21 protein-coding genes and 2 pseudogenes are annotated in these 25,472 nt (G+C 64.2%); 11 read left to right on the top strand and 12 right to left on the bottom strand.

Annotated elements, in window-relative coordinates; all coding sequences use genetic code 11:
• Positions 1–94 precede the first annotated feature (94 nt).
• Entirely contained in the window at positions 95–865 is a 771-nt protein-coding gene (locus QX094_RS10410; RefSeq protein WP_410051871.1) for a S1 family peptidase, read from the bottom strand.
• A gap of 91 nt (positions 866–956) precedes the next feature.
• Between QX094_RS10410 and QX094_RS10415 the strand changes: the two genes are divergently transcribed.
• On the top strand, positions 957–1,592 hold the full coding sequence (locus QX094_RS10415; protein WP_316173274.1) for an HAD-IA family hydrolase: 636 nt from the start codon (positions 957–959) through the stop codon (positions 1,590–1,592).
• A gap of 89 nt (positions 1,593–1,681) precedes the next feature.
• Here the strand turns inward: QX094_RS10415 and mtnA are convergent, their stop codons facing one another.
• From mtnA to QX094_RS10430, 3 genes are all read right to left on the bottom strand, one after another.
• Positions 1,682–2,788, bottom strand: coding sequence for an S-methyl-5-thioribose-1-phosphate isomerase (mtnA, locus tag QX094_RS10420; RefSeq protein WP_316187898.1), 1,107 nt, complete (start codon positions 2,786–2,788; stop codon positions 1,682–1,684).
• Positions 2,789–2,799: 11 nt separating this feature from the next.
• Positions 2,800–3,675 carry an S-methyl-5'-thioadenosine phosphorylase gene (locus QX094_RS10425; RefSeq protein ID WP_316169880.1) on the bottom strand — a complete coding sequence of 292 codons (876 nt, stop codon included), beginning with the start codon at positions 3,673–3,675 and terminating at the stop codon, positions 2,800–2,802.
• A 90-nt stretch (positions 3,676–3,765) separates the two neighbouring features.
• Positions 3,766–4,038: a phosphopantetheine-binding protein gene (locus QX094_RS10430; RefSeq protein WP_315717167.1), complete on the bottom strand. Its 273-nt coding sequence runs from the start codon at positions 4,036–4,038 to the stop codon at positions 3,766–3,768.
• Positions 4,039–4,380: 342 nt separating this feature from the next.
• Here QX094_RS10430 and QX094_RS10435 point away from each other — a divergent pair, with 342 nt between their 5' ends.
• From QX094_RS10435 to QX094_RS10445, 3 genes are read left to right on the top strand one after another with little or no spacing between them, the layout of a single operon-like run.
• Entirely contained in the window at positions 4,381–5,607 is a 1,227-nt protein-coding gene (locus tag QX094_RS10435; protein WP_316169881.1) for an acyl-CoA dehydrogenase family protein, read from the top strand.
• Positions 5,608–5,649: 42 nt separating this feature from the next.
• A complete protein-coding gene (locus QX094_RS10440) occupies positions 5,650–6,612 on the top strand; it encodes an amino acid--[acyl-carrier-protein] ligase (RefSeq protein WP_315717036.1) in 963 nt (320 codons plus the stop codon).
• A 39-nt stretch (positions 6,613–6,651) separates the two neighbouring features.
• Positions 6,652–7,533 (top strand): acyl-CoA acyltransferase, encoded by an 882-nt coding sequence (locus tag QX094_RS10445; protein ID WP_315750812.1) that lies wholly within the window; start codon positions 6,652–6,654, stop codon positions 7,531–7,533.
• Between the two features lies 1 nt (position 7,534).
• On the opposite strand, the gene QX094_RS10450 is transcribed toward QX094_RS10445, so the two are convergent.
• Positions 7,535–8,422 carry a branched-chain amino acid aminotransferase gene (locus QX094_RS10450; RefSeq protein ID WP_315750810.1) on the bottom strand — a complete coding sequence of 296 codons (888 nt, stop codon included), beginning with the start codon at positions 8,420–8,422 and terminating at the stop codon, positions 7,535–7,537.
• 141 nt (positions 8,423–8,563) lie between these two features.
• Here QX094_RS10450 and QX094_RS10455 point away from each other — a divergent pair, with 141 nt between their 5' ends.
• The 5 genes from QX094_RS10455 to QX094_RS10475 all read left to right on the top strand — a co-directional run bounded on the left by QX094_RS10455 (position 8,564) and on the right by QX094_RS10475 (position 13,763).
• A complete protein-coding gene (locus tag QX094_RS10455; protein ID WP_315717033.1) occupies positions 8,564–9,520 on the top strand; it encodes an alpha/beta hydrolase in 957 nt (318 codons plus the stop codon).
• 150 nt (positions 9,521–9,670) lie between these two features.
• A complete protein-coding gene (locus QX094_RS10460; protein WP_315717032.1) occupies positions 9,671–10,975 on the top strand; it encodes an O-acetylhomoserine aminocarboxypropyltransferase/cysteine synthase family protein in 1,305 nt (434 codons plus the stop codon).
• A gap of 12 nt (positions 10,976–10,987) precedes the next feature.
• The gene (locus QX094_RS10465; RefSeq protein ID WP_315717031.1) at positions 10,988–11,968 is read left to right on the top strand and encodes a homoserine O-succinyltransferase; all 981 of its coding nucleotides are present in this window, start codon (positions 10,988–10,990) and stop codon (positions 11,966–11,968) included.
• Positions 11,969–12,055: 87 nt separating this feature from the next.
• Positions 12,056–13,297 carry a DUF763 domain-containing protein gene (locus QX094_RS10470; RefSeq protein WP_316187899.1) on the top strand — a complete coding sequence of 414 codons (1,242 nt, stop codon included), beginning with the start codon at positions 12,056–12,058 and terminating at the stop codon, positions 13,295–13,297.
• 4 nt (positions 13,298–13,301) lie between these two features.
• Positions 13,302–13,763 (top strand): NUDIX domain-containing protein, encoded by a 462-nt coding sequence (locus tag QX094_RS10475; RefSeq protein ID WP_316169887.1) that lies wholly within the window; start codon positions 13,302–13,304, stop codon positions 13,761–13,763.
• 23 nt (positions 13,764–13,786) lie between these two features.
• Here QX094_RS10475 and QX094_RS10480 read toward each other — a convergent pair whose 3' ends face one another.
• The 7 genes and pseudogenes from QX094_RS10480 to QX094_RS10505 all read right to left on the bottom strand — a co-directional run bounded on the left by QX094_RS10480 (position 13,787) and on the right by QX094_RS10505 (position 22,259).
• Positions 13,787–15,484, bottom strand: a complete 1,698-nt coding sequence (locus QX094_RS10480; protein WP_315827899.1) for a methyl-accepting chemotaxis protein — start codon at positions 15,482–15,484, stop codon at positions 13,787–13,789.
• Positions 15,485–16,329: 845 nt separating this feature from the next.
• Positions 16,330–16,887: pseudogene (locus QX094_RS10485) on the bottom strand (MFS transporter); the annotation flags it as partial.
• Position 16,888: 1 nt separating this feature from the next.
• A complete protein-coding gene (locus QX094_RS10490) occupies positions 16,889–17,947 on the bottom strand; it encodes a hypothetical protein (protein WP_316187900.1) in 1,059 nt (352 codons plus the stop codon).
• Positions 17,948–19,096: an AAA family ATPase gene (locus QX094_RS10495; RefSeq protein ID WP_316187901.1), complete on the bottom strand. Its 1,149-nt coding sequence runs from the start codon at positions 19,094–19,096 to the stop codon at positions 17,948–17,950. It abuts the gene before it with no gap.
• A gap of 252 nt (positions 19,097–19,348) precedes the next feature.
• Positions 19,349–19,558: pseudogene (locus QX094_RS34540) on the bottom strand (AAA family ATPase); the annotation flags it as partial.
• Between the two features lie 159 nt (positions 19,559–19,717).
• Positions 19,718–20,923 carry an MFS transporter gene (locus QX094_RS10500; protein ID WP_316187902.1) on the bottom strand — a complete coding sequence of 402 codons (1,206 nt, stop codon included), beginning with the start codon at positions 20,921–20,923 and terminating at the stop codon, positions 19,718–19,720.
• Between the two features lie 403 nt (positions 20,924–21,326).
• A complete protein-coding gene (locus QX094_RS10505) occupies positions 21,327–22,259 on the bottom strand; it encodes an alpha/beta hydrolase (RefSeq protein WP_316187903.1) in 933 nt (310 codons plus the stop codon).
• A 184-nt stretch (positions 22,260–22,443) separates the two neighbouring features.
• On the opposite strand from QX094_RS10505, the gene QX094_RS10510 reads away from it, so the two are divergent.
• Both QX094_RS10510 and QX094_RS10515 read left to right on the top strand, forming a co-directional pair.
• Positions 22,444–23,343 (top strand): helix-turn-helix domain-containing protein, encoded by a 900-nt coding sequence (locus QX094_RS10510; RefSeq protein WP_315750793.1) that lies wholly within the window; start codon positions 22,444–22,446, stop codon positions 23,341–23,343.
• A gap of 196 nt (positions 23,344–23,539) precedes the next feature.
• Entirely contained in the window at positions 23,540–25,012 is a 1,473-nt protein-coding gene (locus QX094_RS10515) for a hypothetical protein (RefSeq protein ID WP_316187904.1), read from the top strand.
• Positions 25,013–25,472: the final 460 nt, after the last annotated feature.

Genomic DNA, 25,472 nt, shown 5'->3' on the forward strand with positions numbered 1-25,472 from the left:
TGGTCTTGATGGTGTTTCCTCGCGTGACAGGCTGAACCCGATCACGACGATGGTCAACCCGCGACGGCGAGCCGCAACCCAGCCCTGAACGATCTCAATTTCCGCTGAGCGGTATGCCCCATTGCCGCGCGGTCTGTGCGACCCAATCGCGATATAGCGTCAGCGGCGTGACGCCGGTCATGCCGCCGCAGCCGGCGCCGAGATTCGGTCCGGTCGACCATGAGATGACGCCGATCAGCACCTGACCCTGCGGCTGCGTCTCGAACGCAGGGCCGCCGGAGTCGCCGGTGCATCCGCCCAGTCCGGACCGCGCGCCTTGCGTCGCCGGATCGACCAGCCGGATCTGCAACGTGCCTGGCTTGCCCGTCGCAACCAACGCAGCCCCACGCACCACGCCGCCGCTCTTGCCGTCGCCGGGAATCGCGACGCCGATCCCTGCGACCGTGAACGCGTTGCCGGCGGCAAGCGGCGGCTGCGGCACGCCGAGCGCCACCGGCACGCGCGCCTCCGCGGGCGCCTCCAATTCCAGCAGCGCGACATCAGCGGTGGCGCGATGCGCCAGGATGGCCTGCACGCTGAAGCTCGGATGCACCGCCACCCGCCGGACCGTCTTGAGAACCGGCTTGCGGTCACGATCGTATTCCACGATGCGGTAATCGAGCCCCGGCGGCACGCAATGCCCGGCGGTCAGCACCAGCTTCGGAGCAATCAGCGCGCCGCTGCAAAAATTGCCGCGCGAGCCGACGATCGTGACCACGGAGCGGCCGATGCCGTCATTCAGCGCCGGCGCGTTGCCGACGATGGCGAGGATTGGCGATGGCGCCAGCAGGACGGCGGCTGCAATGATTGCGTGAGACGGCTTCATCGCGGCAGCAATAGCGGCTGCCGCCGAGGTCGCCAAGTGCGGCGTCCCGTGCTAGCGATCATCAAGGGATCGAGGGAGGACGGGGACTGACATGGTCGAGGCGGTGATCTTTGATTTCGGTGGCGTGATGACGACATCGCCGTTCGAGGCATTCGCGCGGTTCGAGAAGGAGCGCGGCTATCCCGTCGACATCATCCGCAACACCAATGCTGCCAACCATCTCGAGAACGCCTGGGCGAAATTCGAGCGCGCCGAAATCGACCTCGAGACGTTTGACAGGTTGTTCGCCGAGGAGTCGCTGGCACTCGGTGGCGCAGCGGTCAGCGGGCGCGAGGTGCTGCCGCTGCTCGCCGGCGATCTCCGGCCCGACATGGTCGAGGCGCTCCGACGCATCAAGACGGAATGCAAGACCGGCTGCATCACCAACAATCTCCCGGCGAACGCAACCGGCAGCCAGGGCGGCCGCTCGTTGTACGTCGCGGAGGTGATGGTGCTGTTCGATCACGTGATCGAATCGGCCAAGATCGGGCTGCGCAAGCCCGATCCCCGGATCTACCAGATGATGACCGAGACGCTCGGAGTCAGCCCCGCGGACTGCGTCTACCTCGACGATCTCGGCATCAACCTGAAGCCGGCGCGCGAGATGGGCATGACCACGATCAAGGTCGTCAGCGCATCGCAGGCGATCGCGGAGCTGGAAGCGGCGACGGGATTGAGCCTGCGCTGATCGTCATTGCGCGGCGAACTTGCGCCGAAGCAATCCGGAGGCTTCGTGGGATTCTTGATTGCGTCGCTGCGCTCGCAGCGACGCTGATCTCAATAGTTCGTCTGTTTGGCCCGCTCCGGAAAAGCCGCCGCCAGTGCTGCGCCGTCGGCCCGCAGCACGCCACGCTCGGTGATCAGCCCGCTCACCAGCCGGGCCGGGGTGACGTCGAAGCCGTAGTTCGCGACTGGCGATCCCGGCGGCACGATGCGCACGGTCTCGATGCGGCCGTCGGCGGTGCGGCCGGTCATCTCGGTCACTTCCTGCGCACTGCGCTGTTCGATCGGGATCTGCCGTCCCTCGGCAACGGCAAAGTCGATCGTGGGCGACGGCAGCGCGACATAGAACGGCACACCATTGTCATGCGCGGCCAGCGCCTTCAGATAGGTGCCGATCTTGTTGCAGACGTCGCCATTGGCGGCGACGCGGTCGGTGCCGACGATGGCGAGATCGACCATCCCATGCTGCATGAGATGGCCGCCGGTGTTGTCCGGGATGACGGTATGCGCCACGCCGTGATGCCCGAGTTCCCAGGCAGTCAGCGAGGCGCCCTGATTGCGCGGCCGGGTCTCGTCGACCCAGACATGGATCGGAATGTCGCGATCGTGCGCGAGATAGATCGGCGCGGTCGCCGTGCCCCAATCAACGGTCGCAAGCCAGCCGGCATTGCAGTGGGTCAGCACGTTCACGACTTCGCCCGGCTTCTTGCGCGCCGCGGCCGCCTCGATCAGCGCGAAGCCGTGCGCGGCGATGCCCTGGTTGATCGTGACGTCCTCGCCGGCAATGTCGACGGCGCGGGAATAGGCCGCATCGCGACGCTCCGACGGCGCCAGCCGGCGCAGCATGGTGCTCATCGTGTCGAGCGCCCATTTCAGGTTGATCGCCGTCGGCCGCGTAGCGATCAGCATCTGGTAGGCGCGGTCGATGCCGGGATCGGAGCGGTCGTCGCGCATCGCCAGCGCCACGCCGAACGCGGCGGTAGCGCCGATCAGCGGCGCACCACGGACCAGCATGCCGCGGATCGCGTCAGCGGCCTCCTCGCATGTCGTGATCTTCGCCACCACGAACTCGTGCGGCAATCGGCGCTGATCGATCGCGCAGACCGACCAGCCGTCGGAGTCGAGCCAGATGCTGCGATAGTGCCGTCCGTCCACCTTCATGTTCGCCCCCCTCAGCCGCGCAAGATACGGCCTGCGACCGCATCGAGCTTCTTCAGAAGCTCGGGATCGCGCGCCTCCGGCGCAGTGATCAAGGCTGTGTCGAGCGCACGGTCGGAGCCGATCGGGCACGGTTCGTGCTCGCGCGGAAACTCGCGGGCGAGCCGCGAGACCAGTGATTTGGCCTTGTCGGCGTTGGTGGTGAGCACGCGAATGATATCCTGCACGGTGACGGCGTCGTGATCCGGATGCCAGCAGTCGAAGTCGGTCACCATCGCGACCGTCGCGTAGCAGATCTCGGCCTCGCGGGCGAGCTTCGCCTCCGGCATGTTGGTCATGCCGATGACCGAATAGCCTGACGCCTTGTAGGTCATGCTCTCGGCATAGGTCGAGAATTGCGGCCCCTCCATGCAGACATAGGTGCCGCCGCGCACGATCGCGATGCCTTCCGCCTCGGCCGCCGCCGCCAGATGAATGCGCAACCGCGGCGAAACCGGATGCGCCATCGACACGTGGGCGACGCACCCCTTGCCGAAAAACGAGCTCTCGCGCTTGTAGGTGCGATCGACGAACTGATCGACCAGCACGAAGGTGCCCGGCGGGAGCTCTTCCTTGAACGAGCCGCAGGCCGACAGCGACACCAGGTCGGTGACGCCAGCGCGCTTCAGCACGTCGATGTTGGCGCGATAATTGATGTCGGAGGGGGACAGCCGGTGTCCCTTGTCATGGCGCGGCAGGAACACGATCGGCAGGCCCGCGATCGTCCCCCGGCGTACCGGCGCCGACGGCTCACCCCAGGGGCTCGCGATCACCTCTTCGCGGGCATCTTCCAGTCCCGGCAGATCATAGATGCCCGAGCCGCCGATAATGCCAAGCACAGCCTTCGTCATGACGTCCCCATCTCCAACGGAGACGAGAATGCCAGCTTTGCGACGAATTGAAAACAGCGACGCGATGATCCGTGGGGCGTGGCAACTGGATCAGGCAGCCTTGGCTGCCGCCAGCTGACCGCTCACCAGACGCTCCAGCGTGGCGACAGACTGGAAGTTCTCCGGCGTGATCAGCTCCTGCGGAATGGTGAAATCGAACTCCGCCTCAAGCGCCAGCATCAGGTTGACCATGTCCATGGACGTCAGCCCGATGTCGACGAGCTTTGCATCCGCCGTCACGTCGGCGGCCGTGGCGTTCTGCGCGAGGATATCGCGCACGAGCGCCACGATCCTGTGACTGACATCGACATCGAAACTCGGCATGGGGACCTCTTCACTCGCGGCTTGTTCGGGCACGTCGGATCTGATCGACGCTCGCGCAGGGAGATAATGCAATTCGGCGTCGAAAGAGTTACGCCGCATCCCGTTCCAAGTCTGAACTCGTCTTAACGCTAACGGCTTGGTCTAGAATTCTCGGACCAAAACAACCAGGAATTAACCCCCACCCGTCGATGGCGCGGCGTTTACCCTGAATTTCGTCGACGTATTTGAATCAAATCCATACCCTGCGTGCAGCCCAAAGAAGGCGCAGTGCATCTGTCCTGATCTTGCGAGGACGCACGTGCCGATCTCTCAACGAGACAAAATCCGGAGTATCGATCGGTCATGACTCTCCAGGGAACCGCGCTTCGAAACCCGATCCCCGACGACGGCGAGAGCCTCCTGCTCGATCGCAGCGACCTGTTCCTGCAGCGGACCGCCGCTGTTGCCGCGCGGGCCGCCGCGGAAGCCGACGAGGTCGACCGTGACGGCCGCTTCCCCAAGGCCGCAATCGATGCGTCACGCGAGCACAAGCTGCTCGGGATGCAGATTCCGGTCGAGTTCGGTGGCTTCGGTGCCTCGATTCACGACATTGCCGATGCCTGCTATGCGCTCGGCCGCGCCTGCGCCTCCAGCGCCATGATCTTCGCCATGCACCAGACCAAGGTCGCCTGCCTGGTGCGTCACGGCCGCGGCAGCGCCTACATGGAATCCCTGATGCGCCGTATCGCATCCGAGCAGCTGCTGATGGCCTCGTCCACCACCGAGGGACAGAACGGCGGCAACATCCGCGCAAGCGCTGCGGCCGTCGGCCACGAGAATGGCCGCATCTCGCTGAAGCGCGACGCCACGGTCATCTCCTATGGCGCGGAAGCCGATGGCCTCGTCACGATTGCACGGCGCGCCGACGGCGCCGCCGCCTCCGATCAGGTGCTGCTGGCGCTGACCAGGGAAGACTACACGATCTCGCGCACCCTTGGCTGGGAAACGCTGGGCATGCGCGGCACCTGCTCAACAGGATTCGCGCTCGAGGTGAGTTGTCCCTCCGACCGCATGTTCACCGAGCCCTATGAGCGCATCCACGGCCAGACGATGACGCCGTTCGCACATCTGTGCTGGTCGTCGGCCTGGGCCGGCATCGCTGCGGCTGCCGTGGAGCGCGCTCAGCGCTTCCTGCGCAAGGCCGCACGCGGCGCCGGCGGACAGATGCCGCCGGCAGCTGCGCATTACACCGCGGCGAAGATGGCGCTGGCCCGGCTGCGCGCGATGATCGTCACCAACATGGATGCCTTCGTCGCCCATGAGTATGACGAGCGGGCGCTGGGTTCGCTCGACTTCCAATCCTCCATCACGCTGTTGAAGGTGCAGGCCTCTGAACTTGCCGTCGAGACCGTGATGCATGCCATGCGCGCCTGCGGTCTCTCGGGCTATCGCAACGACGGCGAGTTCTCGATCGGCCGCCACCTGCGCGACGTTCTGTCGGCGCCGATCATGATCAACAACGACCGTATTCTCGCAAACATTGCCACGGCCAACTTGATGAGCACGGTACCGACTTCGCTCCATGAATGATCGCGCCGATTGCAGCCATTGCCTCGACCCAGGATTTGCACAATGACGATTCCCGTTCTCCCGCAGTCGCCCGAGATTGCACCCCAGCCGGCCGACGCGCTCGATCATCTGACCGGCGCGCTGTTCCATCGCATGGGCGCGGATGGCGTCTATGCGCGGACCGCGCTGTATGAAGGCGTGGTGGAGCGGCTCGCGACGCTCATCACGCGGCATCGCGAGCCCGGCACGGAGGTCATGCGCTTTCCGCCCGTCATGAGCCGCGCCCAGCTCGAAAAGTCGGGCTATCTCAAGAGTTTCCCCAACCTGCTCGGCTGCGTCTGCGGCCTGCACGGCACCGAGCGGGACATCCATGAAGCCGTGGCACGGTTCGACAAGGGCGGCGACTGGACCACCTCATTGTCACCAGCCGACCTCGTGCTGTCGCCCGCGGCCTGCTATCCGGTCTATCCGATCGCGGCGAGCCGCGGCGCGCTGCCGGTCGGCGGCCTGCGCTTCGACGTCGCGGCCGATTGCTTCCGCCGCGAGCCGTCGCGTCATCTCGACCGCCTGCAGTCGTTCCGGATGCGCGAATATGTCTGTATCGGCACGCCCGACGACGTCTCGGCATTCCGCGACCGCTGGATGGTAAAGGCACAGGCGATTGCGCGCGATCTCGGCCTGTCGTTCCGCGTCGATCATGCCAGCGACCCGTTCTTCGGCCGCGTCGGCCAGATGAAGGCGGTCAGCCAGAAGCAGCAGGCGCTGAAATTCGAGCTGCTGGTGCCGTTGCGCTCGGAGGAGCAGCCCACCGCCTGCATGAGCTTCAACTATCATCGCGAGCATTTCGGCACCACCTGGGGCATCGACGATGCCGACGGTGCGCCGGCGCACACCGGTTGCGTGGCCTTCGGCATGGACCGCCTGGCAGTCGCGCTGTTCCACACCCACGGCATCGATCCGACGCGCTGGCCGTCGCGCGTGCGGGAAGCGCTGCAATTCGAGCGCCAGGCAAGCACCGTCGGCTGACGCCACCAAGCCGCCGGCGAGGGATCGGCAGACCATCTCATGAGCGCGCTCCAGCCACCGATCCGGTGCCGCGAGATCGGAGCCTCCGATCTGGACGCGGTCGCCGATCTCTTGGCGCGCGGCTTTCCCCGGCGCCCCTGCCGCTATTGGTCGAGCGGCCTGCAGCGACAGGCCGCGCGCCCGACGCCCGAGGGCTATCCACGCTACGGCTACCTGCTCGAGCAGGGCGGCAATGCGGTCGGCGTCCTGCTGCTGATCTACAGCAATCGAGGCACACCAGCGCAGCCCCGGATCTGGTGCAATCTCTCGAGCTGGTATGTCGAGCCGGCGTTCCGCAACTACGCGACGATGCTCACCGCGATCGCCCAGCGGCGGCCCGAGGTCACCTACGTCAACATCAGCGCCGCGCGCCGGACCTGGCCGATCATCGAGGCTCAGGGGTTTCGTGCCTATTGTCGCGGCCTGTTGTTTTCCATTCCGGTACTCTCGGCTGCGGGCCAGGGCGCTCGAGTCCAACAGGTCGCGGCAGATGCGCACGCTGTAGACGGCATTCCATCCGACGAAGCGGATCTGCTGATCCGCCACGCCGGCCATGGCTGTCTCAGCATCGTGGTCAGGTCGAAGCAGAGCAGCATTCCCCTGGTGCTGCAGCAGGCGCGCATCCGGCAAGGACGGTTCGCACTGCCCGCCATGCAGCTGATCTATTGCCGCGACATCTCAGACTATGTCGCCTGCGCCGGCGCCGTCGGCCGTTTCCTGCTGCTGCGGGGCCGCGTGTCCGTCATCGTCGACGCCAACGGACCGGTCGCCGGGCTGTACGGCGTCTACACCGAACGCCGCGGCCGCAAGTACATCAAGGGGCCGCAGCCGGCGCGGCTCGGCGATCTCAGCGACACCGAGCTTCCGATCTACGGGTCCTGACCTATGCCGCCGCCCTGGCCTGGTGCGCATAGTCCCAGTACAGCCTGCGCGCACGGCTGAACACCGGACCGATCGGCATCGTCCGCTCGTCGATGCGGATCACCGGCGCGACCTTGGCGAAGTTGCCCGATGAGAATATCTCGTCGGCGTTCAGAAAATCGTCATATCGAAGCGTCGTCTCGACCACACTGACGCCGTCGCCTCGCAGCAATTCGATCACGCGCTGTCGCGTGATCCCGTTGAGGAAGGTTCCGTTCGGCACCGGCGTGAAGACAACGCCATCCTTGACCATGAACACGTTGGCATTGCCGAACTCGGCGACATTGCCGAGCAGATCCAGCATCAGGCAATTGTTGAAGCCGCGCGAGGCCGCCTCGATCAGCGCGCGCGAATTGTTCGGATAGAGGCACGCCGCCTTGGCGTCGACCGGCGCGCATTCGGCCGTCGGCCGCCGGAACGGCGACAGCGTGATGGCGTTGCCCGTCGGCTGCGGCATCGGCGCCTCATAGATGCACAGGCACCAATTGGTGGTCTCGGGATCGAACAGGACACCACCGCCGGCGCCGTGCTGCGCCCAGTACATCGGGCGGATGTAGAGCTCGGCTCTTGCTGCGAAGCGCGCGACGCCCTCCCGCGCCAGCCCCATCCAGGTCTCGACGTCCACCACGGGCTTGAGCCGGAAATTGATCGCGGACTGATTCACCCGCGCGCAGTGGCGATCGAGATCGGGCGTCACGCCTTCGAATGCGCGCGCACCATCGAACACGGTCGATGCGAGCCACGTCGCGTGGGTCCGGACGCCCATGATCGGTGCATTGCCCTCGCGCCATTCGCCGTCGAAGAAGGTCCAGGTCTGCGAGTAACTGACAGGCTTGACGATGTGGGTCATGGCGGCGCTCCCGTTCGGCATCGATCGTATCTGCACTTCTGGCGTGAATATTTTAAGGATTTCCCGGTCGCGACCTGCCGCTCATGATCGATTCACTGCTGATGGGCACAATGCCCGATGCCTTGGTTAACTGGAGCTGTCATGCCGCTCGACCCTCGCGCCCAGCGCCTGCTTTCGATGGTGGCGGCCGTTGTGACGGAAAGCCGGGAGCCTCCGAGTCCCCGGCAACGCCGGCAGTCGCTGGCGAAGCTGATGCAGTTCGCGCGCAACGACTGCGGCGCCGTCATCACGCGGGACGGCGATTTCTCCGGTCCCTCCGGGCTGCTTCGTTATCGCCTGTATACGCCTGCAGCAGGCCTGGACGATACCGGGATGCCGCCCGGCTTCGTATACTTTCACGGCGGCGGTCTCGTGGCAGGCAGCATCGACACGCACGACAAGGTCGCCGCCGCGCTTGCCGCCGCCGCCGGCTGCCGGCTGCTCTCGATCGACTACCGTCTCGCTCCCGAGCACACGTTCCCCGCAGCAATCGAGGATGCGATCGCTGCGGTTCACTTCGCCATCGATCACGCGGCCGCGCTCGGCATCGACGGCAATCGCATTGTGATCGGCGGCGATTCCGCGGGCGCCACGCTCGCCGCCGCGGTTTGTCAGCAGGCTGCCGGCAGCACCGGTCTCAGGATCGCGCTGCAATGCCTGATCTGCCCGGTGCTTGATTTTTCCAACCCCTGGCCGTCGCGCGAGTTGTTCGGGACCGGCTATCTGATCGACAGGGCGACCTGGCAGGCCGACCTCGCCGACTATCTGGCCGGCGAGGTCGATGTCGCCAATCCACTGATATCGCCCTTGTGCCGCGAGACGCTGGCTGGGCTTCCCCCCGCCGTGATCCACACCGCGGAGTTCGATCCGATGCGCGACGAGGGCAATGCCTATGCCGCACGACTCGCGGAGGCCGGCGTCACGGTCGCGCATGTCTGTCACGACGGCATGGTTCACAATTTCCACGCCCTCGGTGCGATCCTGCCGCAGGCGAAGGTCGCACTGGATCTGGTCGGGCAGCAGATCCGGTCGCTCCTGCGTGTCCCTGTTGCGCGCTAATTCGAAGCTCTTCGGCCACATATCGTTAGGGTTATTTCGTCGTTCTTGTCGCGAATTATTGCCCGCTTTACGCCTGCGCTCCTACAACGACACCACTCGCGGAATACGAGCAGCTCGCCGCATTGATCGAAGCGAGCGGGGAGATCGCCGATGCGCAACGAGACGATTGCAATCCACGCCGGCTATGAGCCGGAGGCGACCACCAAGGCCGTCGCGGTTCCGATCTATCAGACCGCCGCCTACGCCTTCGACAGCGCCGATCACGGCGCCGCGCTGTTCAATCTCGAAGCCGAGGGCTATCGCTACAGCCGGATCTCGAACCCGACCACGGCGGTGCTCGAGAAGCGCGTCACCGAGCTCGAGGGCGGCGTTGGCGCGCTCGCCGTCGGCACCGGGCAGGCGGCGCTTCACTTCGCATTCGTCAATCTTGCCGATGGCGGCGGCAATATCGTCTCGGTGCCGCAGCTCTACGGCACCACGCACACGCTGCTCGGTCACATCCTGCCGCGCCAGGGCATCACCGGACGCTTTGCCGAAAGCGATGCGTCCGACGCCATCGAGCGTCTCATCGACGAAAACACCAAGGCCGTCTTCGCCGAGACGATCGGCAATCCCGCCGGCAATGTCTGCGACATCGAGGCGCTGGCGAAGGTCGCGCATCGCAACGGCGTCCCGCTGATCGTCGACAACACCGTCGCAACACCGATCCTGCTGCGGCCGTTCGATTACGGCGCCGACATCGCGGTGCATTCGCTGACCAAGTTTCTCGGCGGTCACGGCACGACGCTGGGCGGCATGCTGGTCGACAGCGGCAACTTCCCCTGGAAGGATCACGCCGACCGCTTTCCCGCCTTCACCCAGCCCGACGCGTCCTATCACGGGATGGTCTACACCGATCATTTCGGCCGCAGCGCCTATATCCAGCGCGCGCGCAGCGTCTATCAGCGGACCATGGGCGCGGTGCTGTCGCCGTTCAATGCCTTCCTGCTGCTGCAGGGCATCGAAACGGTCGCCCTGCGCATGGAGCGCCACGTCGAGAATGCGCGCAAGGTCGCCGAATTCCTGCGCAACGATCCGCGCGTCGCGTGGGTCAACTACGCCGGTTTCGCCGACAGCCGCTATTATCCCCTGGTCCAGAAATATCTCGACGGCCGGGCGTCGTCGCTGTTCACATTCGGGATCAAGGGCGGCATGGAGGCGGGCAAGGCGTTCTATGACGCCCTGAAGCTGGTCACACGGCTGGTCAATATCGGCGATGCGAAGTCGCTGGCCTGCCATCCCGCATCGACCACGCATCGGCAGATGCCGCCGGACGACCAGCGCAAGGCGGGCGTCCTCCCGGAGACGATCCGGCTGTCGATCGGCATCGAGCATGTCAGCGACATCATCGAGGATCTCGACCAGGCGCTCGCCCAGGCCTGCCCTCGCACGCGTCAGCTGGATGCGGCGGAGTAGAGCGATCAGCCGATGACCCTGCTGTTCGACCGACATCGCAGGATCGCGAGCCCTGCCCTCGCGCCCGCTGAATTCGACGACCGCGGCCGACGCCCGATCGAGCTTTCGATCGGCCTCGTCAACAACATGCCGGACAGCGCCCTGAAGGCGACTGATCTCCAGATCGGCCGCCTGCTGCGGCAGTGCGCGCCGCGGCACGTCCGCATCCGCCTGCACTGCTTCTCGCTGCCCTCCATCTCTCGCTCGCAGGCGGCCAGGAGCCACGTCGCCCAGTCCTACGCCGACATCGGGTCGCTCGATCGGCTCGGCATCGACGGCCTGATCGTGACCGGCGCCGAGCCTGTCGCCGCGGCCTTGCGCGACGAGCCCTATTGGTCGGACCTCACCTCCGTGATCGACTGGGCCAGAACCAACACGCGCTCGACCATCTGGTCGTGTCTCGCGGCCCACGCGGCCGTGCTGCATCTCGACGACATCGAGCGGCAGCGGCTGGCGAGCAAATGCTCCGGCATCTTCGACTGCGTGAAGGTCCAGGACGACTGGCTCACGCACGGCATCCATTTGCCGCTTCAGGTGCCGCACTCGCGCCTCAACGCCGTCAACGAGCCGCTGCTGGCGGAGCGCGGCTACGACATCCTGACCCGCTCGGACGAAGTCGGCGTCGACATTTTCGCGCGCTCGACGCCGAGCCGGTTCGTGTTCTTTCAAGGCCATCCCGAGTATGACGCGCTCTCCCTGCAGCGCGAATACATGCGCGACATCGCGCGCTTTCTCGCCGGGCAGCGCGACGACTACCCACGGCTGCCGAAATCCTATTTCAGCGCCGAGAGCGAGGCGGTGCTCAACGCGTTCGAGTGGCGGGCCAAGGAAAGGCGCGACCCGACGCTGGCGGCCGAGCTCCCGGGATTGACGCTGCGGCCCGATCTCGCCGCAGAAAGCGCCGCCCAGACGCTGTTCAGCAACTGGATCGGTCATCTCGGGCAAACCGGATAGCGCCAAGGCCCGCCTTTCATCGGGGCGATCGCGCAATGGCGCGCTATCTGTTAGATTGGCACGGCACACTTCGCTTGCAAGGTTCCGATGGCCCGACGCACCGGCAGCGCCGATCTTCCGCTCCATTCCGGACGCGTGCCGGCCTGGCTCGGCACGCGCATGGCCTCGCTCGGCGCCATCATCACCCAGGCGATCGTGCATCATTACGGCCGCGACGAATTCCTGGCGCGGATGTCGCATCCGTTCTGGTTCCAGTCGTTCGGCGCCGTCATGGGCATGGACTGGCATTCCTCCGGCATCACCACGAGCGTGATCGGCGCGCTGAAGCGCGGGCTGAAGCCGCTGTCCGGCGAGCTCGGCATCTACGTCTGCGGCGGCCGCGGCGAGCATTCGCGCAAGACGCCCGACGAGCTGCGCCTGCTCGGCGACCGGCTCGGCCTCGACGGCGAGGAGCTGGTGCGGACCAGCAAGCTCGTCGCCAAGGTCGACAGCGCCGCGGTGCAGGACGGCTTCGACCTCTATCTGCACGGCTTCTTCGTCACCGCCGACGGCAAATGGACCGTGGTGCAGCAGGGCATGAATGGCGACGCCCGCCAGGCCCGGCGCTATCACTGGCATTCGCAACAGCTCGCGAGCTTCGTCGACGCTCCGCACAGCGCCATCGACGGTCCCGTCCAGGGCGAGATCGTCAACCTCACCGACAAGCGCGCCGCGCCGTCGCGCGACGCCCAGCTCGAGCTGCTCACCGAGCTCGGCCCCGACCGCGTCGTCGCCGAGTTCGCGCGGCTGAGCACGCCAGAGCCGGCGCAGGGCCTGCTGCCGCATCTCGTCATGCCGTCGCATCACGACGTCAGGCCGAAGGACGTATTCGCCCGCCGGCTGCATGGCACGCTGGCGGCTGCCGCCGAGCGCGGCCCGGTCGACTTCCCCGACCTGCTGCTGACGCCGGGCGTTGGCGCCCGCACCGTGCGCTCGCTCGCCATGGTCGCCGAGGTCGTGCATGGCGCGCCGTATCGATTCGGCGACCCGGCGCGGTTCTCGCTGGCGCATGGCGGCAAGGACCGGCATCCCTATCCGGTGCCGATCAAGGTCTATGACGAGACCATCCGCGTGCTCAAATCGGCCGTCGGCAACGCCAAGCTCGGCCGCGACGAGGCGCTGTCGGCGCTGAAGCGGCTCGACGACCAGGCCCGCCGGCTGGAGCGCAGCGCGACCGGCCCCTCGCTCGATGCCTACATCGCGACCGAGCGCGCCGCCTCGCCAGAGCTCGACGGCCGTTCGGTGTTCGGCTGGGAGCGTGACCTCATCCAGCGCACCGGCGAGGCGTAGCGGCATGCCGGCGCGCAGCGCGGGCGTGCTCGCCTTTCGCCGCACCGCCGATGGACTCGAGGTGCTGCTGGTGCATCCCGGCGGCCCGTTCTGGCGCAACAAGGATCTCGGCGCCTGGTCGATCCCGAAGGGCGAGTTCGGTGCCGGCGAGGCGGCCGAGGCGGTGGCGCGGCGCGAATTCGCCGAGGAGCTCGGCACGACGCTGACGGCGCCGCTCGTGCCGCTCGGCGAGATCAAGCAGCGCGGCGGCAAGGTGGTCGAGGCATTCGCCGCCGAAATCGATCTCGATGCCGACAGCATCACCAGCAACGCGTTCGAGCTCGAATGGCCGCCGCGTAGCGGCCACGTCAGGCGCTTTCCCGAGGTGGACCGCGCCGCCTGGTTCGATCTCGCCGAGGCGAGGGTCCGGATCAATCCAGCCCAGGCCGCGCTGCTCGACCGTGTCGTGGCGATCGGCGGAGGGTGAACTGTCACCATCCGCCGCCGACGTCACGCCGCGCGGACGTTGCCGAGGAATCGCCCGGTCTGGGTCTTGAGCTGATCCGACTGGCTGCCAAGCTGGGAGGCCGCGCTCAGCACCTGCGCCGCCGCGGCGCCGACCTGGCCGGACGCCTCGCGCACGCCGACGATGTGCTGCATGACCCCCTGGGTGCCCTGCGCCGCCTGCTGGACGCTGCGGGCAATTTCCTTGGTCGCGGCACCCTGCTCCTCGACCGCGGCTGCGATCGCGTCGGTGATCTCGTTCATCTGGCCGATGGTCGCGCCGATCTCGCGGATGGCGTTGACGGTGGAGCCGGTGGCGTCGCGGATGGCTTCGATCTGGCTGGTGATCTCCTCGGTTGCCTTGGCGGTCTGCGCCGACAGCGCCTTGACCTCGTTGGCGACCACCGCGAAGCCCTTGCCGGCCTCGCCGGCACGCGCCGATTCGATGGTGGCGTTCAGCGCCAGCAGGTTGGTCTGGCCGGCGATGGTCTGGATCAGCGCCATGACCTCGCCGATCTTCTGCGACGCGTGGACCAGCCGGTCGACCATCGCCTCCGTCCGCGTCGCCTGCCCGACCGCGTTCTGAGCGATCGAGGACGACTGCGTGACCTGCTTGGCGATCTCCTGGATCGATGACGACAGCTGCTCGGCGGAGGCCGACACCGTCTGCACGTTCTTGGCGGTCTGCTCGGCGGCCGCGGCCACCTTCGCGCTCTGGTCGGTCGTGCCGGCGACGATGCTCGACATCGATTGCGCCGAGGTCTGCAGCTCGCCGGCGGCGGTCGCGGTGGTCTGGATCACGCCGCCGATCGAGCGCTCGAACTCGTCGGCGATCCGCACCAGCACCGTGCGGCGCTCCTCGGCGGCCTGCTGCTTGGACTGCTCCTGCTCGGCCCGGAGACGCTCGCTCTCGGCGAGATGGTCCTTGAAGATCTGCAGGCTGCGCGCCATGCGGCCGATCTCGTTCCTGCGATCCGTGAACGGCACCTCGAGGCCCAGATTGCCCTTGGTCAGCTCGTCCATCACGGCGCAGGTACGGTCGAGCGGAACGACGACGCTGCGTCCGAGCCAGAAGGCGACGACCGCGGCCACCAGCAGACCTGCGAGCGCGCCGAAGCCGGCCCACAGCGCGCGCTGATAGACGACCGCATCGACGTCGTCGACATACACGCCGGCCTGGATCGCCAGCATCTTGTCGCCGCTGCCATAGGCGCCGACGTAGGACATCTTCGGCAGCTCGGTCGTCCCCCCCGCGCGCGGCACCTTGTACTCGACGAAGCCGCCGCCGGCGCGCGCCATGCGCACGATGTCCTGGATCAGGAGCTTGCCGGTGGAATCCTTGAAGTCCCAGCGGTTGACGTTGATGTATTTCGGGTTGGCGTGGACATAGGTCACGCCCGCATCCGACGATCCGGTTCCGTAGACGCCGAGATAGTCGTTGTACTGGCCCCAGCGCATTGCGCCGATCGCGGCGTAGGCCTGCTGCCGCGCCTGCTCCGGCGCCATCTTGCCGGCGGTTGCCGCGGCGTCATAATAGCTCAGCACCTTGACGGCGGACTCGACGAGGTTGCGGACCATGGTCTGCCGCTCCTCGAGAACGGTTCCGCGCAGCATCAGGATCTGCATGGCGGAGACGGCGAACAGTGCGATCGACATCACGGCGATGATCGCCGCGAGACGCTGATAGACAGTCAGGTGTCGCATTTTCTGGTTCTCGTTGCGTGGACTGTATGCACGATACCAACCGTACATTAATGGTTTGCTATCCGTGCCGTCCGAACACTGGCGAACTAATTAGTTTTTGGACAGATCATGTCCACTCACGCGAACTCAAGCCTGAGAACAACCAACCCGAGCTGGGGTGGCGATCGTTCGAATAACATGCGATAATCGAGGTATCATCCAAGGGGACGGCGTGGTTCCCTGCGAAGTTCCAGTGGGTTAGGTGTCGAGTTCCCACGGAGTTTCGTCGTCGCGACGCGTCAGGCGCCCGAGCTTTGTGCAGCTCAGCCCTCACCTCATCGAGGGCGCAGGGAAGACCAGGCATCGGCTGATTCCTGCGGCCCCCGTGCGGAAAGGAATGCACGGGGCAGGAACCACAGGTTCAGCCGGGTTTGCCCGGCCTTCCCTGCGCAATGGTGTTACGGCTGCTTCGCACTCTCCCCGGGGACCGGCGTTCTTGCCCCCGTTTGCGACAACGCGCCAATGGCACGCCACGCAGGCATCAGCGTCGGGATGCCAGGACCATGCGACTTGACCGTCCGTGCCGGCGCCGCTCGTCAGTCGGCGCCTGCCCGTCCATCACATCCCACCCCAACGCTCCTGACGATGCGCAGCGCCCCTCGTCGATGAGGCGGGACGGTGATAGAGAACCACGAATTCCGATAAAACGAAAGCTCAAAATTTGCGCAGGCGGGCGTGGCTGCGGCGATGCCGTTGAGGCAACGAACGAACTTCTTGTTTTTGCGCAGGACGGATGCGGCCTGTCCCCGCGGCCCGGCGCTCCCGCGAGCCCATGACCGGCCCGACGGGCGACTCGGTCGAACGCCTTAGGACGAGACCGGCGCGCGCGCCGGACGGCGCTGCCGCAGCAGCAGCAGGATGACCACGGCCGCGCACGAGCAGGCCAGGCTCAGCGCCAGCGGCGCGTTGCTGCCGTAGCGGGTCAGGAGCTCGACGAGGATGGGCGCCGACACCGCCGACAGCAGGTTGAGCGGCAGTCCGATCTGGGCGGACGCCTTGGCGAACGCCGCCTTGTCGTAGAACACCAGCGGCATCGTGGCTCGCGCCACGGCGAGCGCGCCACTGCCAAGGCCGTAGATCAGGATGAAGCCGCCGATCGCGGCGTGCGAGCCGTCGCTCAGCATCAGCAGCAGCATCGCCACCGGCAGCGCCAGCCCGGCGACGATCGCCGTGCTGATGCCGTCCCAGCGGCCGCCGCCGAGAAAATCGATGGCGCGGGCGCTGATCTGGATCACGCCCAGCATCGAGCCGAAGCCGACCGCCTCGGCCGCCGACAGGCCTTCGGCTTTCAGGAACTCGATCAGCACGGCCCCCATCCCGAACGCGACGAAGGCGTTGAGGCCGGAGGCGCCGACCAGCAGGAACTCAGGTCGCGATCCTACGTCCACCTGCAAATATCCAAAGTAACTGCTCCATAAAGTCGGCAAATATGGCTCGCCAGTCGCTCTTCCTTGTATGAGTTCTAAGGTCTGAAAGATGCCTGCCGTTGGATGCGATCTGATCGAAAATTTTGTCTCCGTATCCTTGAATTGATAGCTGGCCGATATCGAAGCCGATAAGCCTTAGTTTCGTTTCCAGCCAGTCTCTGTCATAGCCATTCGGGATGTTAGACAGGATCTCCTCCGAGATCCCTGCCTTCAAATCAACGAAAAGCCAAAAAGAGGTTACGCCTTCCTGACCCAGAGAGCGCTCTGCGTCGAAAATCTCAATAAAATGCTTGTTGCTTGAGTTTAGCTGTCCACTCTGAAGACCCATTACGACTTGCATTGGCAGGCAGTTCTCCGCCTCTCGACAAGGAGGAGAAAGAGCGAAAGCAAGAGGCCAATCCATTGCACCTGCAATTCGAACCATCGAGTCGCGCTTGGAGCACGAATTAGATAGCGGCGAATGTTGATCTGTATCAACAATACCGCACACGATCCGCCGGTTTTTAATCTGCTCGACAAAAACTGCCTTCAGATCTGCACCTCCCCCATGCATTGATTCACACGCCGGCTGAGGACAGCCATGCAAATCGAAATGCCCTCTCATCAGCTCGCTGTACAATAGTCCGTCGCGACGAACATTTTCAACCAAAAGCACAGACCTATCCAGGACGCGGGATTGAATTAGCTCGTCGAATGTAACAGATATTTCTCTCTGATTTTGCCCTACCTGCTTAGCAGGCGAGACAAGAACGAACCTGCTCGCGCGCCTTGGAAGATCAGCTCTCTGAGTAAACTCTAGTCCAATACGCTCCAAAATCGCTCTTTCCGCATTAGATAGGTCAGCACTATCAATCAAAAATTTACAGATCTTGCGTGGGATTACTATAGCGTGATCACCAAGCCGATAAGCTTTCAGCATTGCGCGCAAGGCTTCGTCGCGAGCAGATTGATCGCAACTTTCGAGACTCGGCAGATCGCAATTGAGATAGAATAACATTTACAGCATCGATGGCTGAAAGAATCCGTACGGCCAGTTAACTAGTTCTCCATCCTCGTTAAAGGAGGACGTCCGCACAGTAGTGACATGCTCTGAGGAGCCATCAGCTTCGAACAACACAATTTGTACATCAGAATGGCTGATCTTACCATTTCCAATCAACTCCCCCAGACGATTCACGAGTGTTTCGCTGTGAGTTTCTACCACAAAACGTATTCTTGAGTCCGGCGGGCGTCCATCAGGGGACGACTGAATTTCACCGACAAGAGCATCAGCCAAGAGAGCTTGATGAGCAGGATGCAAATGCAATTCTGGCTGCTCAATAGCCAACAAGGAGACCTGTCGCTGGCGCGATGCGGGCAACGGCGGCCGCGATCGCGCCCACCAGATCTGCCCGAGCACAGGCAGAATTTGCGAAACACCGTATCCGGTATCAACGATGTTTGATCTATGCCCATCAGACATAAGATCAATGCTTATATGACCGCCTTCTCTCCTAATGGAGATCCCATAACCAAATAGGCCCCTGATCCAATCGGACAACCTTTGTACTTGATAGTACGAAAGAGAGTTTAGGAACATCGGGAAGTTCTTCCCATCTGGATCGATCTCGGAAACAGAAAGATCCTGATATCGATAATATCTCTCGCTTCGAGCGCGGGCCGGCCCGATATACAGGACACCTGCGAGAATATTTCTTAGCTGCTGATCAACGCGACTGAGCAAGTCGGACAAAACGGCCACACCGATAAGGCTTCGCATCTTTTTATAGAAAATACTGTCTGCCTCATTAGAAATCATCGCATAAACGAAGTTTTTCCAACTTTTACTCTGCGACGCGACAGCCGATCGAATCTCTTCCTTTGTCAGAGACCTGCTCGCCAACAAGCTTAGGATTTGATCGGAGAGTTCAGATTCGTCTGCAACTCCCATTCTAGGAAGTATCAACTCCAGCAACGCACGACTAATTGTGCCATCACCCTTCCGTCTACGAGCAAAAGTACGAGACTCTTCTTCTTTCGTTACAAACAGAAGCTCGGGCAAGATTGTTCCTTGAGCAATTTGCAACGAAAGGCCCGGAAAATGCTCGATCACATCGAACCCATCGATACTGAGTTCCGTGATTCTTTGACGAGAATCGATAGACATCTCAAAGCTAATCTCCGGAACGACGCTCCTAAGAATAAGTCGCCTGACAGCGGTCCTCTCTGCCTCAGGTGGACGTGAAATTGTATGCTCAATCGGATTAGGCCCAATAACTATTTCAAATGAGACGCCTAAGTGCTCCCGCTCGGACGACTCATAATGACCATCCTCAGTCCAAAAGAACTCTGAATCAATTTTTACGCTATCAAGCTCAAACGAAAAAGACACTTCATTGGACTTCGAATTATTGGAGACAGCGGTCGAGTAGGTACCGAAATCGACAAGATCGCCGTACCAAAGTATCGGCGAACTTGTTCTTGTCATCAGAGATTGTCGCAGCAAAGGGAATAGACGGAGAAAGGAGCTCTTTCCGCTACTATTCCTGCCAACCAATAGAGTTATGGGCTTCAAATCGATTGGGGGAACATCGCGCAGACGGCGAACATTCTTGATACCGAACTTCACAATCAGCCCCGATTAAAAAATGGAGCTCGATTAATACGGGAATAACGACCTTCTCGCAATCGAGAATTTACGAGCACCATCAAAAGCAATGGTGAGAGCCGTTACGCTAAAGCTTGTCTCGATCCCTCAGACTAAACTACCAAGAACTGAATGCGGGAACTACCCGCCAGCCATCGCTCGGCCCGGACGGCGCCGCCGCAGCAGCAGCAGGATGACCACCGCCGCGCACGAGCAGGCCAGGCTCAGCGCCAGCGGCGCTTTGCTGCCGTAGCGGGTCAAGAGCTCGACGAGGATGGGCGCCGACACCGCCGACAGCAGGTTGAGCGGCAGTCCGATCTGGGCGGACGCCTTGGCGAACGCCGCCTTGTCGTAGAACACCAGCGGCATCGTGGCTCGCGCCACGGCGAGCGCGCCACTGCCAAGGCCGTAGATCAGGATGAAGCCGCCGATCGCGGCGTGCGAGCCGTCGCTCAGCATCAGCAGCAGCATCGCCACCGGCAGCGCCAGTCCGGCGACGATCGCGGTGGTGATGCCGTCCCAGCGGCCGCCGCCGAGAAAATCGATGGCGCGGGCGCTGATCTGGATCACCCCCAGCATCGAGCCGAAACCGACCGCCTCGGCCGCCGACAGGCCTTTGGCCTTCAGGAGCTCGATCAGCACGGCCCCCATCCCGAACGCGACGAAGGCGTTGAGGCCGGAGGCGCCGACCAGCAGATAGAACGTGCCGCGCGACGGCGTCGATGCGGGAGCCGACGCCGGCGGATCCGACGACGGCGGCAGATGATCATGGACGCGCCGCGGCAGCAGGAACACGAACAGCGGCAGCGAGACCAGCAGCAGCAGGCCGGCATAGACGAGACAGGTGCTGCGCCAGCCGATATGCGCGGAGAGGGCCGAGGTGACCGGCCAGAAGATGCTGCTCGACAGGCCCGTGACCAGCATCAGCGCGCCGATGGCGCTGCGCGCGCGCAGGCCCGCGATCTCGTTGAGCACGATGTAGGAGGCGGTCGAGAGGGTGGCGCTGCCGGCCACGCCGAGCAGCAGCCAGGCGGCATAATAAGAGAGCGGCCCCTGCGCCGCAGACAGCAGCGCGTAGCCCGGCGCCGCCAGCAGAGTGCCCGCGATCATCACCCGCCGCCCGCCATGCTTGACGAACGGTCGCGCCAGCAGCGGCGAGCACAGCCCCATCGACATGTACAGCACCGTCGTGCTGGCGAAGATCGCCGTCAGCTCCATCTCCAGATCCGCCGCCATGGCCCGGCCGATCACCGCCGGCAGGCTGAGCGTGCCCCAGGCGATCAGCTGGGTGATGGCGAGCACGATCAGGACGCGCAGGAGGGAGGGGTCGGCGATGACGGAGGGCATTTCGGACGGGGGCACTGCACGGAGGTGACGCGCGGCGCGCGTTGCAATCCTAATTCTAGAGCATTCGCGCCGAATCAGCCCCGCTGTTTCGGAATTGCGGCCCCGCCACCGGCGGGGTGCTCGTGCCAGTGCCGGCAACTGCACGCACGGCCGCCGGCCCGAGCAGGAACAGCATGAGCAGCGCCGCACGGGAGCAGCCGATCGTCAGCCCCCATGGGTCTCAAGGCGAAGCAAGAGCATCGCCTAACGCGCCGCAGAGCGGCGCTCCTCACCATGAGGGCCGCGAAAAAGACCCTCATCCCGAGAGGCCGCCTTAGGCGGCCATCGCGAAGGATGGCCGCGAAACGAGCGCTCGCCACAGCTTGTCGCCTCATATGCGATAGCCCCACCCTATCGGCGGAGCTCAAGCTTCGCGCGTCTGAAGGAGGTGTGATCGGAACCAGTCACGCGCAGCCGAGGATGATCGTTCGAAGTGCTCGACATAGGGCGCGAAATGCCCGCAAGGCAAACTGACAAACTGTTTTGGCTCGCCGGCGCGCGCGAACGCCTCCCGCGACGCCTCGATCGGCATCAGCATGTCGCCCTCGGCCGCGATCAACATCAGGGGCCGCGGCGCGATGCGATGCAAGAAGGCGACCGGCTCGAAGCTGAAGGTGAGCTCCAGGCTGCGCACGGTAACCTCGTTGCGCCACAGCGGCGAGATCTTCGCCGCCTCCATGCACCAGTCGTAGGCGTCCGATGTCCCCAGGATGCACGGCGTCGTCGCCGGATCCTGCGCCACAACCTGCATGGTCGTCGGCGGCTCGCCCGCGGCACGGGCCAATCGCTCGCCTACGAACAGCTGCGACAGCTGCGCCTTCGTCTCCGCCGGAATGTGGCTCCAGATCGCGCCGCCGCTGAGGAACGAGACCTGCACTGCCACGCAGCGGATGCGCTGATCGATCGCCGCCGCCTGGATGGCGACACCGCCGCCATAACTGGAGCCCCAAGCGCCGATCCTTCTGGGATCGACGCGCGGCAGGGTCATTGCGAAGGTGATGGCATCGCGGTAGTCGGCCAGCTGCTGCATCGGGTCGATCTCCTGCCGGACGCGCCCTTCGCTCTCGCCAAAATTGCGGGGATCATAGACCAGCGCGCCGAGACCGGCTGCGCTGAACGCGGCGGCATATTTGTCGAGATAGCTTTCCTTGAGCCCGCTGAAGCCGTGATGAAGCACGACGATGGGCGCTGTCGGCGCGTCCCCCTGCGGCGGCACGTGCCAGCCGCGCAGCACCGTACCATCGTCGGCCTTGAAGGCCACCTTCTCGAACCCAGCCCGCAGATCCGAACCGACCATTGCAACCTCCCTTTGCTCTCGTCTCTCCGCCTTGTCTGCACGGCGGTCACAGCCTAGGCTCTAGTCCAAGCGCGGCACCGACGTCCCGGACGGCAGCGAAAGCGAACCCGGACGACGGCGAAACGCGGGCGGACGCAGCCGCCGCAAGCGAGGGCCTCCGGGCGGCCAAGGGAAAGCGTTGCAGATGCCGAACGTGCAAGGGTTTGCCTCGCTGACCGCGCCCACGACGTCCCTCGACCCACTGCTCGGCTGGACCATTCACGAGGCCATCTCGCTCCGTCAGCAGTTGAGGCAGCTAGGCGATGCTCTCGTGATCGAAGCGCAGGTCGCACAGGGCTGCGCCGGGATGCGCCGCGCTTCCGATGCCGGTCTGGTGGTCGTGATGACCGTGATCGAAGGCCGGGAGCGCGGCGAGGACTCAACGGGCACGGTGCTGTTCGAAGCGGGCGACGTGATCGTCTGGAACACGCGCGAGACGCTCGCCTTCGCCACGCTCAGTCCGCTGCGCAAGATGATGATCGCCTGCCCTGAAGCCGTGATCCGGAATTTTCACCCCGACCTGATCGGACGCGGCCCCCTGCATCTGCCCGGCCGGCACGGCTTCGGCGCCGCCGTGTCCGGTTACTTCGAGGGCTTCGCCGGCACGCTGGCCGAGATGGACGACCGCGAGGCCCATGCCGCCGTCGATACCGGGCTCGAGATCGTCGCCAGGGCTGTGCGCCTCGTGCGCCGCGACGCTGCACCGCGCCGCTCATCCGCGCGGTTCGCGCGCATCATGAGCTACATCGACGCACAGCTGCACGACCCCGATCTCGACAGCGCCGAGATCGCCGCCCACTTCGGACTATCCGTCCGCTCCGTACAATTGTTGTTCGCCGAGCACGGCACCACGCCCTCGGAATGCATCCGCCAGCGCCGCCTCAACCGCTGCCGCCGCGACCTCCAAGCCGCGCGCCGAGCCGAGAGCATCACCGACATTGCCCTGCGCTGGGGCTTCAACGACCCCTCGCATTTTAGCCGCCTCTTCCGCCGTCGATATGGCGTGCCCCCGCGCACGCTCGTGCGGAAGAGGCCGGAGGGCTGACGGCCCGCAGCGATTTCATCTTCTCGCAACTGAACGGAATGGCTGGGATGGGTGACTGGCGGAGAGAGTGGGACTATCCGCCAATGCACGGCCAACCCCATGAAATTGCATGATTTCAGATGGTTATTGACTTGAAATTGGGGGACATATTGGGGGACAATTTGGGGGACACATCCCGAATCCTCCAAGGTACCGAATGCGCACCAAGCCCCGACTGGGAAGACACCTCGAATGGCACGGCAACCGTATTCGCGTGGTCGTAAGGGTACCCCCATCGCTTGTGCCGACGATTAAGCGGACCAAGTTGCGTGAGACGCTCGCGACCAACGACCCGCTGGAAGCCGAGCGCGAGAAGGTGGACGTGATCCGGCGGCTGAGAGGCGAACTGCGGGGCGAGCGCGTAACGATCGTCCAGAAACCACTTGCCGAAGAGGCACTGACGTGGAGGGAGGAGATACGGCGAGCGAAGGCAAGCGGTAGCGAAGGAACGATCGGATTCGCGCTGGATGCTCGTGTCGATCTCGTCAGGGCCGAGCACGGCCACGACGCTGCGGCGGCATTCGCATCCGTTGCGTCGGGCGCAGCTACGCCCGTTGCCGCGTTGCTGGACCGCATGTTTGCAGAGAAGAAGCTTTCGATCGGATACGAACAAGACATCCGCCGCTCTGTCGCTCGTCTGGAAACGTGGTGCCTCGGAGCCGCAAGGCCAGCCACCATCGAAGCGATAGGAACAGAGGTGGCTGGGTTATTCGTCCATGAGCACTATGTGCTGTCGGGAGCCGACGTCGGAACGGCCAACAAGGAAATCTCTTGTCTTCACTCGTACTGGAAATGGATGAAGAAGCGGGCAGGCATTCAAGAAAATCCTTGGATCGGACAGCGGCTCGCGGAAAAGAATTCGAGAGAGGCAGCGGAGCAGGATAGCGATAAGCGTCCGTTCACGGACGACGAGGTTCGGACCCTACTTGGCGGAATACGTCTTCGACGTGAGTGGGATATGTCGCTGTTGTCGGCGCTCAGCGGGCTGCGCGTTCATGAGATCGCTGCCCTCCGCGTCAAAGACTGCTCCGAGCGCAGGATCGCCGTGACCAAGTCCAAAACGCCGAGTGGCGTGCGAACCATCCCCGCACACCCTCTGTTGACCAAAATCATCGAGCGGCGCTCCGAGGGCAAGAAGCCCACTGATTACCTTTTTGATGAGTTGCCGGAGCAACGCCACGGCTCCAAGCGAGAGCGTTCAGCGCCGGTGAGCCAAGCATTCACCCGCGAACGACGACGACTCGGGATCGAGGAAAAGGGAAGCGAAAAGCAACGACAGTCCAATATCGACTTCCACAGCTGGCGGCGGTGGTTCGTTCGCCGGGCCGTTGAGGCCTTGGAGAGGGGCGGCGTCGGGTACACACCGTGGACCATCGCCCACGTTGTCGGCCACAAGGTGGAGGACGGCACGATCGAAGGTCAAGCGCTGCCGCTAGGGATGACGATGGGCGTCTACGCTGGGGCGGCTTCATGGGAGGCGATGACAGCATGCGTTCACGCCGTCACGCTGCCCAAGGATACCCTAGCGGAGCGGCACGACTTCGTCTTGGTCAAGCAAGGACGGCGCCGCCCCTCGACAAGCAGCGAGGGAAGGTCCCTCCCCCGTCCTGCAATTTCCATCGACGTGTAAGACGCGAGGGGCACAACCCTGATAAATAGGTTGCACTACTGCATATGCGCCCCCGGTTTACACCCTATAGGGTAACCGAAAGTGCAGGGTGGAGGGGGGTGATTGGTCGGTGAAGGCGATCTTGATGTCGGCCTAGATCATCATCCCCCATTAGAAGCCAAGCCAAGTAGATGCCCATCGAGAGACAACCCTCGAAGGGGTCTCGTAGAATGAGCGCCATCAGGGGCAACGCCTAGACCCCGACCTCCCCGACGCCGCTTCAGGGCCGCTGCATGCCCCCCACAGAGTCGCTGGGAAGCTCTCCCGAAGTAGCCGCCCGGTTTTGCCGCCGCTTAGTCTCTCCGCATCTACGGCCTTCGCAGCGCCTCTGAAGACGCCCGACTTTCTGACGAAAATCTTTGAAGGGGCACATCGACTGCAATTTCGGTCTAATGTCCCCCGCCCCGGCCGGTATCACACC

Source organism: Bradyrhizobium sp. SZCCHNS1050, from assembly GCF_032484785.1.
In the GTDB taxonomy this organism is placed as follows: Bacteria; Pseudomonadota; Alphaproteobacteria; order Rhizobiales; family Xanthobacteraceae; genus Bradyrhizobium.

What these genes read in the sequence shown, in the direction of transcription:
- QX094_RS10450 (WP_315750810.1), bottom strand. Translation starts at nt 8,422, where the DNA reads ATGACCCACATCGTCAAGCCTGTCAGTTACTCGCAGACCTGGACCTTC.
- QX094_RS10515 (WP_316187904.1), top strand. Translation starts at nt 23,540, where the DNA reads ATGCGCACCAAGCCCCGACTGGGAAGACACCTCGAATGGCACGGCAAC.
- QX094_RS10495 (WP_316187901.1), bottom strand. Translation starts at nt 19,096, where the DNA reads ATGTCTATCGATTCTCGTCAAAGAATCACGGAACTCAGTATCGATGGG.
- QX094_RS10505 (WP_316187903.1), bottom strand. Translation starts at nt 22,259, where the DNA reads ATGGTCGGTTCGGATCTGCGGGCTGGGTTCGAGAAGGTGGCCTTCAAG.
- QX094_RS10445 (WP_315750812.1), top strand. Translation starts at nt 6,652, where the DNA reads ATGAGCGCGCTCCAGCCACCGATCCGGTGCCGCGAGATCGGAGCCTCC.
- QX094_RS10510 (WP_315750793.1), top strand. Translation starts at nt 22,444, where the DNA reads ATGCCGAACGTGCAAGGGTTTGCCTCGCTGACCGCGCCCACGACGTCC.
- QX094_RS10465 (WP_315717031.1), top strand. Translation starts at nt 10,988, where the DNA reads ATGACCCTGCTGTTCGACCGACATCGCAGGATCGCGAGCCCTGCCCTC.
- QX094_RS10500 (WP_316187902.1), bottom strand. Translation starts at nt 20,923, where the DNA reads ATGCCCTCCGTCATCGCCGACCCCTCCCTCCTGCGCGTCCTGATCGTG.
- QX094_RS10490 (WP_316187900.1), bottom strand. Translation starts at nt 17,947, where the DNA reads ATGTTATTCTATCTCAATTGCGATCTGCCGAGTCTCGAAAGTTGCGAT.
- QX094_RS10435 (WP_316169881.1), top strand. Translation starts at nt 4,381, where the DNA reads ATGACTCTCCAGGGAACCGCGCTTCGAAACCCGATCCCCGACGACGGC.
- QX094_RS10410 (WP_410051871.1), bottom strand. Translation starts at nt 865, where the DNA reads ATGAAGCCGTCTCACGCAATCATTGCAGCCGCCGTCCTGCTGGCGCCA.
- QX094_RS10425 (WP_316169880.1), bottom strand. Translation starts at nt 3,675, where the DNA reads ATGACGAAGGCTGTGCTTGGCATTATCGGCGGCTCGGGCATCTATGAT.
- QX094_RS10430 (WP_315717167.1), bottom strand. Translation starts at nt 4,038, where the DNA reads ATGCCGAGTTTCGATGTCGATGTCAGTCACAGGATCGTGGCGCTCGTG.
- QX094_RS10470 (WP_316187899.1), top strand. Translation starts at nt 12,056, where the DNA reads ATGGCCCGACGCACCGGCAGCGCCGATCTTCCGCTCCATTCCGGACGC.
- mtnA (WP_316187898.1), bottom strand. Translation starts at nt 2,788, where the DNA reads ATGAAGGTGGACGGACGGCACTATCGCAGCATCTGGCTCGACTCCGAC.
- QX094_RS10455 (WP_315717033.1), top strand. Translation starts at nt 8,564, where the DNA reads ATGCCGCTCGACCCTCGCGCCCAGCGCCTGCTTTCGATGGTGGCGGCC.
- QX094_RS10460 (WP_315717032.1), top strand. Translation starts at nt 9,671, where the DNA reads ATGCGCAACGAGACGATTGCAATCCACGCCGGCTATGAGCCGGAGGCG.
- QX094_RS10480 (WP_315827899.1), bottom strand. Translation starts at nt 15,484, where the DNA reads ATGCGACACCTGACTGTCTATCAGCGTCTCGCGGCGATCATCGCCGTG.
- QX094_RS10475 (WP_316169887.1), top strand. Translation starts at nt 13,302, where the DNA reads ATGCCGGCGCGCAGCGCGGGCGTGCTCGCCTTTCGCCGCACCGCCGAT.
- QX094_RS10440 (WP_315717036.1), top strand. Translation starts at nt 5,650, where the DNA reads ATGACGATTCCCGTTCTCCCGCAGTCGCCCGAGATTGCACCCCAGCCG.
- QX094_RS10415 (WP_316173274.1), top strand. Translation starts at nt 957, where the DNA reads ATGGTCGAGGCGGTGATCTTTGATTTCGGTGGCGTGATGACGACATCG.